This is a genomic window from Bradyrhizobium sp. (assembly GCF_019244115.1).
In the GTDB taxonomy this organism is placed as follows: Bacteria; Pseudomonadota; Alphaproteobacteria; order Rhizobiales; family Xanthobacteraceae; genus Bradyrhizobium.
Map to the genome: position 1 here is coordinate 1 of NZ_JAFATE010000548.1, position 12894 is coordinate 12894.

Annotated in this window: 14 protein-coding genes; 5 read left to right on the forward strand and 9 right to left on the reverse strand. The window is 64.4% G+C overall.

Features of this window, described 5'->3' with window-relative positions:
- The 5 genes from JOZ76_RS24115 to JOZ76_RS24135 form a co-directional block, all read right to left on the reverse strand.
- The coding region (locus tag JOZ76_RS24115) for a TRAP transporter large permease subunit (RefSeq protein WP_291702663.1) at window positions 1-582 on the reverse strand (582 nt) is incomplete at its 3' end.
- A complete protein-coding gene (locus JOZ76_RS24120; protein WP_291702665.1) occupies window positions 579-1118 on the reverse strand; it encodes a TRAP transporter small permease subunit in 540 nt (179 codons plus the stop codon). The genes JOZ76_RS24120 and JOZ76_RS24115, both read right to left, overlap by 4 nt.
- Before the next feature lie 410 nt (window positions 1119-1528).
- A complete protein-coding gene (gene moaA / locus JOZ76_RS24125; protein WP_291702668.1) occupies window positions 1529-2557 on the reverse strand; it encodes a GTP 3',8-cyclase MoaA in 1029 nt (342 codons plus the stop codon).
- 104 nt (window positions 2558-2661) lie between these two features.
- Entirely contained in the window at window positions 2662-3144 is a 483-nt protein-coding gene (locus tag JOZ76_RS24130) for a hypothetical protein (RefSeq protein WP_291702675.1), read from the reverse strand.
- Between the two features lie 157 nt (window positions 3145-3301).
- Window positions 3302-3985: an HAD-IA family hydrolase gene (locus JOZ76_RS24135; RefSeq protein WP_291702677.1), complete on the reverse strand. Its 684-nt coding sequence runs from the start codon at window positions 3983-3985 to the stop codon at window positions 3302-3304.
- 78 nt (window positions 3986-4063) lie between these two features.
- On the opposite strand from JOZ76_RS24135, the gene JOZ76_RS24140 reads away from it, so the two are divergent.
- The 4 genes from JOZ76_RS24140 to gor are packed head-to-tail and all read left to right on the forward strand — an operon-like array spanning window position 4064 to window position 7673.
- Complete coding sequence (locus JOZ76_RS24140; protein WP_291702679.1) at window positions 4064-4954, forward strand: SDR family NAD(P)-dependent oxidoreductase; 891 nt, start codon at window positions 4064-4066, stop codon at window positions 4952-4954.
- A 39-nt stretch (window positions 4955-4993) separates the two neighbouring features.
- Window positions 4994-5692 carry a ribose-5-phosphate isomerase RpiA gene (gene rpiA / locus JOZ76_RS24145; protein ID WP_291702686.1) on the forward strand — a complete coding sequence of 233 codons (699 nt, stop codon included), beginning with the start codon at window positions 4994-4996 and terminating at the stop codon, window positions 5690-5692.
- Window positions 5693-5719: 27 nt separating this feature from the next.
- Entirely contained in the window at window positions 5720-6250 is a 531-nt protein-coding gene (locus JOZ76_RS24150; protein ID WP_291702688.1) for a DUF2059 domain-containing protein, read from the forward strand.
- A 37-nt stretch (window positions 6251-6287) separates the two neighbouring features.
- Window positions 6288-7673 (forward strand): glutathione-disulfide reductase, encoded by a 1386-nt coding sequence (gene gor, locus JOZ76_RS24155; protein ID WP_291702691.1) that lies wholly within the window; start codon window positions 6288-6290, stop codon window positions 7671-7673.
- A gap of 46 nt (window positions 7674-7719) precedes the next feature.
- On the opposite strand, the gene JOZ76_RS24160 is transcribed toward gor, so the two are convergent.
- From JOZ76_RS24160 to JOZ76_RS24170, 3 genes are all read right to left on the reverse strand, one after another.
- Entirely contained in the window at window positions 7720-9174 is a 1455-nt protein-coding gene (locus tag JOZ76_RS24160; protein WP_291702693.1) for a hypothetical protein, read from the reverse strand.
- 476 nt (window positions 9175-9650) lie between these two features.
- Window positions 9651-10139, reverse strand: a complete 489-nt coding sequence (locus JOZ76_RS24165) for a DUF417 family protein (RefSeq protein ID WP_291702695.1) — start codon at window positions 10137-10139, stop codon at window positions 9651-9653.
- A gap of 267 nt (window positions 10140-10406) precedes the next feature.
- A complete protein-coding gene (locus JOZ76_RS24170; RefSeq protein ID WP_291702701.1) occupies window positions 10407-11069 on the reverse strand; it encodes an SGNH/GDSL hydrolase family protein in 663 nt (220 codons plus the stop codon).
- Window positions 11070-11151: 82 nt separating this feature from the next.
- Here JOZ76_RS24170 and JOZ76_RS24175 point away from each other — a divergent pair, with 82 nt between their 5' ends.
- Entirely contained in the window at window positions 11152-12114 is a 963-nt protein-coding gene (locus JOZ76_RS24175) for an aldolase/citrate lyase family protein (RefSeq protein ID WP_291702703.1), read from the forward strand.
- Between the two features lie 206 nt (window positions 12115-12320).
- Here the strand turns inward: JOZ76_RS24175 and JOZ76_RS24180 are convergent, their stop codons facing one another.
- Entirely contained in the window at window positions 12321-12872 is a 552-nt protein-coding gene (locus JOZ76_RS24180) for an isochorismatase family protein (protein ID WP_291702706.1), read from the reverse strand.
- Between the last annotated feature and the right edge of the window lie 22 nt (window positions 12873-12894).

Sequence of the window (12894 nt, forward strand, 5' to 3'; positions counted from 1 at the left end):
GATCTGGAACACCGACGGGCCCCAGGCGCCGAGATACATGTCGCCGACCGACTTGCCGAGCTGGTCGGCGAGCACGATCAGCACCAGCGAGGGCGGCACCAGCTGGGTGATGGTCCCGGAGGCGGCCAGCACGCCGGTGATGTAGCGCATGTTGTAGCCGTAGCGGATCATCACCGGCATCGAGATCAGCGCCATCGCGATGACCTGCGCCGCCACCGTCCCGGTGATGGCGCCGAGGATGAAGCCGACGATGATGACGGAATAGCCGAGCCCGCCGCGGACCGGCCCGAACAGCTGGCCCATCGAATCCAGCATGTCCTCGGCGAGCCCGCACCGCTCCAGCACCGAGCCCATGAAGGTGAAGAAGGGGATGGCGAGCAGCAGTTCGTTGGAGAGCACGCTGCCGAACACGCGGCCGGGAATGGCCTGCAAAAAGTTCAGGTCGAAGAAGCCGAGATGGATTGCGAGGAAGCCGAACGACAGGCCGACAGCGGCGAGTGTGAAGGCGACGGGAAAGCCGATCAGCATCGCCAGAACCAGGCCGCCGAACATCAACGGCGGCATCATCTCCAGCGTAATCATTGGGTCGGCCTCTCATACTTGGCGTCGATGGTCAGTTCGCCGCGCAGGGCCGCGATGCGCTTGATGACCTCCGAAACTCCTTGCAGGGCCAGCATGACGAAGCCCGCGGGGATCACGAACTTGATCGGCCAGCGGAGCAGGCCGCCGGCATTGCCGCTCATTTCTCCGACCGAATAGGCCTGCATGAAGAACGGCCAGGAGAGATAGGCGAGCAGCAGGCAGGCCGGGATCAGGAAGAACAGCGTGCCGATCATGTCGAGCCAGAGCTGGCCGCGCTCGGAGAGGAAGAGATAGAAGATCTCGACCCGCACATGCTCGTTGCGCTTGAAGGTGTAGGAGGCGCCGAACATCACCATGATGGCGAACATGTACCATTGCAGCTCCAGCCAGCCGTTCGATGAATAGTCGAAGGCATAACGGATCATGGCGTTGGCGGCGCTCACCAGGCAGGACAGCAGCACCAAGAGATTGCAGAAATAGCCGATCTTCTCGTTGAGCTGGTCGATGGCGTTGCTGACGCCCAACAATTGACGCATCGTGGTCTCCGGCGGCCGCCTTCACCTGGTCATGACATCAGGGGAGTGCTGCAGCGCAAATCGGCGCCGCGCAAAAGGCCGACGATTCGCGGCTCATTGTCCGGAGCATTGCAGCCAACATCCTCCCGAATGGTGCGCCTTGCCGTCTTGACCGCGGCGGTGACGCGCGGCTGGCTTATCCTAGCCGGCAGACCAGAGGCAGACGCACCATTTCAGCGCGAGGCTGCGCCGTCAATCGGAAAATGGACAAATTGCCGCGCCCTCAACGACTTGAGCGCAGAGGAGGTTAACCTGGTTGAGCGCCGGGCATGCTGCAAACACTGACGAGATGAGGTTCGATCACCCGGATCACATCTTGTGATGCGATCCGACCTCTCCCCGGAGGTGAGCAGCTTCTGCGGCTGGAGACTCTAACCGCCGGTGACGCTCATGTGGCGGCTGACGCTTGGCCGGTTATGCCTGCGGTCGATGATGAAATCGTGCCCCTTGGGCTTCAGCCCTATGGCGCGGTCGATGGCGGCGGCGAGCAGATCGTTGTCGGCCGACGCCCGCAGCGGCTTGCGGAGATCGGCGGCATCCTCGTGGCCGAGGCAGGTGTGCAATGTACCGGTGCAGGTGATGCGGACGCGGTTGCAGGATTCGCAGAAATTATGGGTCATCGGCGTGATGAAGCCGAGCGTGCCGCCGGTTTCGGCGACACGGACGTAGCGGGCAGGTCCCCCGGTCGTCTCGTCGAGGTCGGTCAGCGTGTAATGCTTGGCGAGCCGCGCACGCACCAGCGACAGCGGTACATACTGGTCGATGCGCCCTTCGCCGATTTCGCCCATCGGCATCACCTCGATCAGGGTCAGCGCCATCCCCTTATCGTGCGCCCACTCCATCAGAGAGGGGATTTCCTCCTCGTTGAGGTTCTTCAGCGCCACCGCATTGATCTTCACGCCGATGCCCGCCGCCCGTGCGGCCTCGATGCCGGCCTTGACCTTGTCGAGCTCGCCCCAGCGGGTGATGCTCTTGAACTTGACCGGATCGAGCGTATCCAGCGACACGTTGATGCGGCGGATGCCGCAGTCGCGCAATTCGGAGGCAAAGCGCGCGAGCTGCGTGCCGTTGGTGGTCATGGTCAGTTCGCGCAGGGCGCCGCTGGCGAGGTGCCGCGACAGCGAGCGCACCAGCGACATCACATTGCGCCGTACCAGCGGCTCGCCCCCGGTCAGCCGCAGCTTCTTGACGCCCTTGGCGATGAAAGCCGAACAGAGGCGGTCCAGCTCTTCCAGCGTCAACAGATCGGCCTTGGGCAGGAACGTCATGTCCTCTGCCATGCAATAGAAGCAGCGCAGGTCGCAGCGGTCCGTCACCGAGACGCGCAGATAGCTGATGCTCCGCCCGAACGGGTCGGTCATCGGCTGCGAAAGCGATGCGGGTGCAATGATCTCGGTCATGCCTGCGCTTTATCACAAGGGCTGGTCCTTGCGACAATCTAGGCATCAAAGGCCCCGCGGACAATCGGCAGATGGATGGGGCCTTGCGAGCCCCGTGTGCGGCATCAGCGGCTCGGCGCCGCCTGCTGCGGCGCGGCCGCATTCGGATCGGGGAAGGCGGATTCCGCCGGCGCCGGTGCCGCGGCCGCCTTGGGCGCCCGGGGTTTTTTCGGCCGCATCGGCTTGTGGGCCTTGGGCGGTGGGGCGAGCGGTTGCAACTCGGCGACGACGGGATTGGGCTCGGCCGCCGCCGTGTCGGGGCTCGTGAGCCCGCCGGAGGTCCGCGTCACCTGCACCTGAACGGTCGCCGTCTGGTATTTCGCGAGCGCGTAGCTGACCGAGAAATTGTCGCCCTCCGGCGCCGGAACCGAGACGGAGCAGGGGGTCTTGCAGCCCGGCCCGAGCGAGGTCTTTGCGTCCGCGCCCGGCGGGTTGGATTCGAGCTGGACCTGTACTGTCGGCGGTGCCGACTTGAAAGCATCCAGCGAAAACGACGAGCAGCCGGCCAGGCTCAGTCCCGCCACGGCGATCACGACGACACGACGCATGGTATTCGTCCACCCATAACCCTGTGGCAATCCGCCACATTCCCCAGCCGAGACCATAGGAGCGCCGGAACAGAGGCGCAACGGGGCGGACAAACATAGTTAATGAATGGTTAATACCCTGTGGAAAGTCGGTTTGCCCGGACAACGATACCTTGCTTCAAGGTGTGGAAATTTTGATCAAATCTTCCACCGCTTCGGGCAGCTCCAACATATGCTTGATGAGGCGGTCGGGCTTCAGCTCGGCCATTGGCGTGTCGGTGTAGCCGAAATCGACGCCGATCACGGGAATACCGGCGCGGCGTGCGACGCCGACATCGGTCCCGGCATCGCCGACCATGATGGCGCTCGCCAATTGCCCGCCGGCGAGGGCAATCGTCTGCCGCAGAATGGCGGGGTCCGGCTTGGAGACGCCAAAAGTGTCGGCCCCACAGATCGCGGCAAAGCGGCGACTTAATCGGAGTTCGTCAAGGAGTCGCTTCGATAGCCATTCAAGCTTGTTGGTGCAGACCGCGAAGGAGTAACCGCGCACTGCCATCCGGTCCAGCGCGTCCTCCAGGCCCTCGAAGGGCTTTGAATGCTCGGCGATGTGATCGGCATAATAGTCGATGAAGTCGCTCGTCATCCGGGCGATATCGTCAGGCCCGACCTGGCGCCCGTCGGCCTCCAGCCCCCGTTCGATCAGCCTGCGTGCCCCGGCGCCGATCATGTTGCGCGCGGCGGCGAGCGGCACGGATGGCAGGCCCTCGCGGTCGAGCACATGATTGAGGGCGTTGATCAGGTCGGGCGCGGTGTCGACGAGCGTGCCGTCGAGGTCGAAGACGATGGTGCTGTCCATGCTCATCCCGCCTCTCGCTATCCATCCTGGTTCGACGATGCAAGCGCAGTATGCTACCGACGTGGCAAAATATGGGGAGAGACGATGCAGGAGCTTCGCGGCAAGACGGCATTCATCACCGGCGGGGCGTCCGGCATTGGCCTCGCCATGGCCAAAGCCTTCGGCGAAGCCGGCATGAAGGTGATGCTGGCCGACATCGAGCAGGATGTGCTGACGGCGGCCGTCAGGTGCCTCGCTCCGCACACCGTGCGCGGCGTCGTCTGCGATGTCGCCGATCCCGACAGCGTCGAGCGCGCCGCACAGGAAACGCTTGCGGCATTCGGCAAGGTCCATGTGCTTTGCAACAATGCCGGCGTCGCGGCCGGCGGGGGCATCGACGCCATCTCGATCGACAACTGGCGCTGGGTCATCGACGTCAACCTGATGGGCGTGGTGCACGGCCTGCGCTCGTTCCTGCCGCATATGCGCTCGCATGGCCAAGGCGGACACGTCGTCAATACGGCGTCGATGGCCGGGATGAATGCAGGGCTCGGCTTCAGCCCCTACGCCGCCAGCAAGTTCGCCGTGGTGGCGATGTCGGAGGGACTTGCGGTGCAGCTCGCGCCGCATGGCATCGGCGTGACCGTGCTGTGCCCGTTCTTCGTGCGCACCCGGATCGGCGAGAGTGGGCGCAACCGGCCGCAGCGCTATGGCGAGCCGCCAGCGCTCGATCCGGCGGGCCCGTCCGCGCTGATGATCGCCGAGATCGCAAAACGCATCGAGGCGGGGCTCGACCCCGCCGAGGTGGCCGCGCGTGTCCTCGGTGCGATCAGGGACAACGAATTGTACCTGTTCACGCATCCGAACATGCGTGAACACGTCGACGGCCGATTCGCCGCGATCCAGGCCGCAATGGACCAGGTGGTGGCGAATAGCGCCGAATCCGATGCTTTCTGCGCGCCAAAAGCGCTATTCCCCGACGCAAAACAAAGCTAGACAGGCCGCCGAAAACGGGGCTTGCGGGGGCTTTTGCACATGGACATGGAAGCGCTGAAACGGCAGGCGGCGGCGCGCGCGCTCGAAGAGGTGCAGGGCGGCATGCGCCTGGGCCTCGGGACCGGTTCGACGGCGAAACATTTCATCGAGCTGCTCGGCGAGCGGGTCGCGGGCGGACTGAAGATCGTCGGCGTGCCGACGTCGGAGGCCACGCGGCGCGATGCTGAGCGCCATGGCATTCCGCTCACGACACTGGACGAGGTCGACAGCCTCGATGTGACGGTGGACGGCGCCGACGAGATCGATCAGACGCTTTGCCTCATCAAGGGCGCCGGCGGGGCGCTGCTCCGGGAAAAAATCGTTGCCAGCGCATCAAATCGCATGATCGTGATTGCCGATCAGACGAAATGGGTGGAAACACTCGGCCGCTTTCCGCTGTCGATCGAAGTGGTTCCCTTCGGTCTGGCGGCGACGCGGCGTGCGCTGGGCCAGGCATTTGCGCAATGCGGCGTTTCCGGGCAAATGGTGTTGCGCACGGCCAAAGATGGCCACGTTTTTGTCACCGACGGCGGCCACTGGATTGTCGATGCCCATCTGGGGCGGATCGTCGATGCCCCGCATCTGGCAGATAGCTTGAGCCGGATACCCGGGGTGATGGAACACGGTTTGTTCATTGGACTGGCCAGCATGGCCGTGTTGGCGAGCGCGGAAGGAATTCGCGTCGTGGAGCGGACGTAAGGCCGCAAAGCTCAGGGGAGACTAGGAATGAAGAGCGTATTGAGGATGCTATCGGCCGCCGGCCTTGTGCTGGGGCTGGCGTTGCTCGGGCTTCCGGCCACCGCGCAGCAGCAGGGATCGCCGCCGCCGCTCAAGCCGGGAACGCCGGCGGCGATGGCTGCGGCCAGGGAAATTTTGGCCTTGAAAAACGCCGGGGCGATGTACGGCAACGCCGTTCCCGGCATCGTGCAGCAGACCAAGGATGCGCTGATCCAGCAGAATCTCAACTATCAGAAGGATCTCAACGACGTCGCGGTCGTGGTGGCGCAGGCCTTCGCCGGCAAGGAGAAGGAGATCGGCGAGGGCATGGCGCAGATCTACTGCAACGAGTTTTCCGAGCAGGAACTGAAGGACCTCGTGACGTTCTACAAGTCGCCGCTGGGCCAGAAGCTGCTCAGCAACGAGCCCCGCGCCATCCAGTTCTCGATGTCCTACATGAACCAATGGGCGCAGCAATTCTCCGAGACCGTCAACGCGCAGTTCCGCGCCGAGATGCGCAAGCGCGGCAAGCAGATCTGACCAAACACTCAGGTCGACGTTGGAACGAGGTTCTGAGATGGCTGAGTTCGACGTCGACCTGTTCGTGATCGGAGGCGGTTCAGGCGGCGTCCGCGCCGCCCGCATCGCGGCGAGCCACGGCGCCCGCGTCATGATCGCCGAAGAATACCGGATGGGCGGCACCTGCGTGATCCGCGGCTGCGTGCCGAAAAAACTGTTCGTCATCGGCTCGCATGTCCGCCAGGAACTCGCCGATGCCAAAGGGTTTGGCTGGAGCATTCCGAACGCGACCTTCGACTGGCCGACGCTGATCGCCAACAAGGACAAGGAGATCGCGCGACTGGAAGCGGCCTATACCGCCAACGTCGAAAAATCCGGCGCGCGCATCGTCAAGACCCGCGCGGTGCTGGAAGACGCGCACACCGTCCGCCTGCTCGATGGCAAGACCATCCGTGCGAAATATATCCTGATCGCCGCCGGCGGCGCGCCAAATCATGGCGCTGTCATTCCCGGCATCGAGCATGTGATCTCCTCCAACGAGGCGTTTCATCTTGAAAAGCTGCCGCGCCGGATCGTGATCCAGGGTGGCGGCTACATCGCGCTGGAGTTCGCCTGCATCTTCGCGAATTTCGGCTCCGACGTCACCGTGATCTATCGTGGCGACAACATTTTGCGGGGCTTCGATGACGACGTCCGCGCCCATGTCCGCGGCGAGATGGAGAAGGAGGGCATCACCATCCTGACCGGCTGCACCGTCACCAGCGTCAACCGGCATGGCGATGACTTCACCACTCATCTGTCGAATGGTTCGAGCATCGCCTCCGACAAGGTGATGTTCGCGATCGGCCGCCATCCGAACGTCGCCAATCTCGGCCTGGAGAATGCCGGCGTCGCCATCAACCCGGTCAATGGCGGCATTGCGGTCGACCATTTCTCAAAAACGTCGGTCGACAACATCTATGCGATCGGCGATGTCACCCACCGCCTCAATCTGACGCCGGTCGCCATCCGCGAGGGCCATGCCTTCGCCGACACGGTGTTCGGCGGTCGCAGCGTGCAGGTCGATCACAGGGACACACCGACCGCGGTGTTCTGCCAGCCCGAAGTCGGCACCGTCGGGCTGACCGAGACCGAGGCGCGCGTGCAGTTCAGCCATGTCGACGTCTACAAGACCAGTTTCCGCCCCATCAAGGCGACGCTGTCCGGCCGCGACACGCGCGTGTTGATGAAGCTCGTGGTCGACGGCGCGAGTGACCGCGTGCTCGGCTGCCACATCGTCGGCGATGGCGCCGCCGAGATCATCCAGGCGGTGGCGATCGCCGTGAAGATGAAGGCGACCAAGGCGGCTTTCGACGCCACGCTCGCGCTGCACCCGACCGCGGCCGAAGAACTCGTGACCATGCGCACTCCCACCGCCCGCCACGTGCGGCAGGCGGCGGAGTAGGACTCGTGAAGCACCACTGATCCACGCGCGCCCTAGCGAGACCTGATCAACGACTCTGGCCCACGGTCCTCGTCTGCATTTCGTCGGCGACCCGGTCCGCAAGCCTGTCGGCAAGGTCGGTTCTCACCTCCTCCGCAAGCCTCTCCCTAAGGACGCTGCGGAGCTTATCACGCTGCTCGGGCGTGAGCTGGAGGCTGGCAGCCGCGTCGTCGCTGACCTTGCTCGCGATCCGTCCCTGCATCGCGTCCGCAAGCCGGTCGCTGAGGACACCGCGGATGGCGCTGCGCTGGTCCGAGGTGAGCCTCTGCGCTCCGCCGGCAGCCGGGCCGGCCGTGCTCCCTCGCATCTGGTCCGCAAGGTTGTCGGCGAACCTCTCCCCGATCCCCGACGAGACCTCGTCTGCAAGCCTTTCTCTGATGACGCTGCGGATGGCGCTTCGCTGCTCCGGCGTGAGCTGGATCGCGCCGACCGCCGCGTCGCTAACTCGATCCGCGAGTCTTCCTTGCATCTGGTCGGCAAGCCTCTCTCTGATGACGCTGCGGATGGCGCTCCGCTGCTCCGGTGTAAGCTGGGCTCCGCTAATCGCGCTCGACCGCATCTGCTCCGCAAGCCCATCCGCGAGATTGTCCGCAACCTCCGCCTTGACCGCGTCCGCAAGTCTCTCCCGGATTGCGCTGCGGATCGCGCTCCGCTGCTCGGGTGTGAGCTGGGTCGCGCCCGCCGAATCGTCGGCGAGTCGATCCGCGACCCTCTCCCGCACTTCGTCCGCAAGCCTCTCCCTGATGGCGCTACGAAGGACGTTCCGTTGCTCGGGGGTGAGCCCTGCCGCACCGCCCGCTCCGCCGCCCGCCGCGCCGATTGTCCCCGCAGTCCCGGAGCCTCGCATCTGCGTGGCGATCCTGTCCACGATCCTGTCTGCGACCTCCGCCCTGGCCGCGTCGGCAAGCCTGTCGCGGATCGCGCTGCGGATGGCGTTCCGCTGGTCGGGCGTGAGCTGCGTCGCCCCGGCCGCCTCCTCGCCGACCCGATCGGCGAGCCTGCCCGCCATCTCGTCCGCGAGCCCCTGCCTGATGGTGCTGCGAAGCGCGTTCCGCTGCTCGGGCTGGAGCCCGGCCGCGCCGGTCGTCCCCGTGGTTGCGCCTGCTCGCAACTGGTCCGAAACCCTGTCCACGAGCCTGTCGGCAATCTCCGCCCTGACCTCGTTGACAAGTCTCTCCTGGATGGCGCTGCGGATCGCATTGCGCTGTTCGGGCGTGAGCTGGGTGGCGCCTGCTGCCTCGTCGGCCAGCCGATCCGCAACCCGATCGCGCATTTCGTCCGAAAGCCTGTCCTTGACGACGGCGCGGATCGCGGTCCGCTGCTCGGGCGTGAGCCCAGTCGTGCCGCCCTCGGCACGGGACTGCGCGGATGCCATCGAGAGGCTGAGCACGATGGTCGCAGCTGCGGCAGAGCTGGCGAGCAACGTCTTGATGTGCTTCTTCCTGCTGGACTCTGATCTCATGGGGCTTCTCCTCGTACCAGATCTTGTCGATGACAGCCCTGCATGCTTCGAGCTGAAATGAGCTCGTATCCCGACGCATCGCTTCTGCCGGCATTTCGCTGTGGCTTTTCAGAAATGATGGCCCGGCTGCTTCCGCTTGGTGGTGCCTCTCCGGTCAGTTTTCGGCCTCGGCGATCTTCAACCGGCCCGTTTGCATTCTCCATGCAGAGACAGCAAATCGCATGCTCCTCGATCGGAGGTGATGGCGCCTCCAAACCGCCACGCTCGATCTTGATCGAACTGGCGAGACCAATCCTAGTCGCGCGCGCCGCGAGCGATATTGTCCTTTGGGGCAAGGACCAGCATGAGCGGCGATGGTACAGAAAGACCGGCGGACTTCGCCAGAACGGCGATGCTCGAGCGTTGGTCTGTGATGTTGCCGGGCGGCATCTCCCAACCGGGTTTGGGCGGCGGAGTAGGGCGCTGTTGCAGGTCTCTTATTCGCTGCGCGAGCTGATCACCGACTGCGGCAGGGAGGCGAGCAGCAGCACGATGCAGACGCCGAGCAGCACGATGTCCTTGAACAAAAACTCTCCGGTCAGATTCCAAGCCATCGGATCGGTCGACCAGCTCCATCTTACGACTCCCGGCGTCGTGAAGAAGAACGACCAGGTCACCGCAAAGGTGACGATGCCCATCAGTGCGCCCGCGGCCGATAGCATCGGGCTAAATGCGCCGGCCGCGAGGAGCCCCGCGATGGCGAGTTCGATCACGCCGAGCACATAGGCTTCTCCGCGCAGGCCGAAGATCTGCAGCCAGAACACGAACGGGCTGTTGCTGATGAATCGCGCGATGCCCTCCGCGGATTGCGGCGTGAATTTCTGCATGCCGAACGAAATGAAGATCACCACCATGACCCAGCGCAGGATGGCGAGCGGACGATAGGGCCCCTGGCCCGCTTCGGCGACGTTGAAGGATGTTTTCATCGGATCGTTTCTGTTCCTTGGGACGACTACGGGCATTACGCAGGCGCGAAGCCGTCGTTACGCAGTCCGCGATCGCCTGCCGTTCACAACGCCGTGCAGATGGAGGGGGATACCCATTTGCAATGTAACGTCACCCGCCCCGTGAGCCAGCAGCCAGAGACTGGTTGCCGTCTCCGTCATCAGGGGGCAAAGATCGTCGCTCGCGACAGCGGACATGGGATGATCCGCATGCCTCGACTGACACCGGTGCGGCCGCGTTGCGCCTGATCACGCCGCGGGCGCGAACAGCTCTGCCACCTTGCCGGCCAGCGCGTTGCCAAGATCAAAATTGTTCTTTGCGGTGAAATGGATCCCATCGATGCCAGCGGTCGCGACCACGCTGCCGGCGTCGAAGAACGCGACCTTCATGAAGCTGGCGAGCGCCCTGTAGTGCTTCGCAAGATCGGCCGTCTTGTCTTGTCCGCCCGCGAACATGCCCTGAAACCAGGGATCGCTCAGCGAGGCCAGCGGAGGCGGCGCCACGACGAGCGCTTTTGGCGCGCCATAGACCGTGCCGAGTCCGCCCGCCGAGGCAAGCACCTGGCTGACCAGTTTCGACATGCCCAGCGCAATTTCGTAGGAGCTGCGCCGGTAAAAGCTCTTCGCATCGTTCGTACCCAGCATGATGATGACGAGGTCCAGCGGCAGATGGCTCGCCAGCGCCGTGGGCAGATAGGCCGAGCCGTTGAGGCGCGGATCGACGGGATCGTCGATCGATGTCGTGCGCGCGTTCAGGCCCTCCTCGATGATGTCGTAACCGCTGCCGAGTGTGGCGGCCATGACGCCCGTCCAGCGTTCGGAAGCGGGATAGCGCGTCGTAGGCGCGCCATCCGGCGTCGCAATCCATCCCCAGGTCAGGGAGTCGCCAAAGCACAAAATCCGTCTCGTCATGACTGCCTCGCTGTTTGACCCATCACGCTGTCGCGCGGCGCCATGCTAGCTTTCATCCGCAAGAATTGTCAGGGCGGACATCATGGGAAAGCGCATCAACCGCTGCGTCGAACTTTTGGAGCAGGATCAGGCGATCTATTATGACGGCCCGCACAGCGGCCATGTGCTGACCTCTGCGCAGGGGCGCATCGATGCCATGACCTGGGCCGACTACATGAATGTCGGCATGGAGCACGGTGCGTTCGACATGACCGGACTCGCCGACTACATGCGTGGCATGATCGAGGCCGGGCCGACCCGGTCGGGGCATCGGACGCCCACAGTGATCGTCGAGGCGCCGGTGAATGGCATCGACGCAGCGCATGTGCGCTACAACGCTTGGCAGTTCCGCCAGATTCTCGGCCGCGGCGTGCACGGCATTTTGTTGTGCCAGGCCGAAAGCGCCGATGCGGTGCGGGCCTTCGTGGAGTCCTGCCGCTATCCGCACAACACGCTCGGCATCGATCCCAAAATCCCGTCGCCGCTGGCGCGCATGCAGGGCGCGGTGCGCACCACGGACGGCGGCACCGACGCCGACGGCCAAAAACTGCTCGGTATCGGCACGCGCGGGCGCGGATCGGAGGCGACCGCAGCGCCAGTCTGGGGCCTGCCAGTCGAAGACTACATGGATCGCTGCGATCCCTGGCCACTCAATCCGAACGGCGAACTTTTGCTGGGCGTCAAGCTGGAAAGCCCGGAAGGCGTCGCCAATTGCGAGGAGATCATCGCGGTGCCGGGGCTCGGATTTGCCGAGATCGGTCCTGGCGATCTCAGCCTGTCGCTCGGCTACCGCACGATTCCGCGCGAGCCTTATCCAAACGAGATGCAGATGGCGCGCGACCGCATTCTTGCCGCCTGCCGCAAGCACGGCGTCGCCTTTTTGCAGTCCTGCACCGACGACAACATCATCGAGCGTATCGAGGAGGGTGTGCGGATCGTCGCGGGCCATAGCGAGACCGCCGCCAGCAGGGGCCGCGCACACCAGAGGCGGACCATGCCGGTGTAGTTCCCAAGGGGCGCTAGCCCTGACTTTTCCACTTCGTCGTGGCCGGGCTTGACCCGGCCATCCACGTTTTTGATGCAGCAAGGTAGAAAGACGTGGACGCCCGGCACAAGGCCGGTCATGAGGAGACTCATGAACCGGGGTGCCGCCACGGCCCATCGAAGAGATGGTCGCGGCTCCGATCAAATCCGGTCATGTCGGATGATCGATCAGGTATCGCTCCGTGAAGCGGTCTCCGACAGCAGTTCATGTGTCGTTGCGAGACGGATGGAGCGAGTGCTGATGAGGCCGCTCCAGACCCAGTTGTGATGCGCGATGACCGCGGCGGCCCCGAGATGGGGCCGGTCGCTCAACGTATGTCCGTCGCTCACGACCACGACGTGCTGATCGCGGGACACGCTCGCACGCACCGTCGCGTCGACGCAGAAATCGGTCGCCCAGCCGGCGATCAGCACCCGACGCGGCGCGAGGTCGGCCAGCAATGTCGCAAGCTGTGTCCCGACAAACGGATCATTCAACGTTTTCTCGACGACGATGTCCTCGGACTGCCGGATCAGGGCCGGCAGAAACTCCCAGCCCGGCGTGCGCGGTTCAAAACACTCGCCCGGCTGTCCGCAATGCCTGATCCAGATGACTTTGCCGCCTCCGCGCCGCACCATCGCGGTCAAGGCGTTGATGCGATCGAGCACGCCGCTCAGGTCGTGCTTGGGTGAATCGTCCAGCAGGCCGACCTGCATGTCGACGACGATGATCAGGTCCACTGATCCGCTCCATGTGCGACAG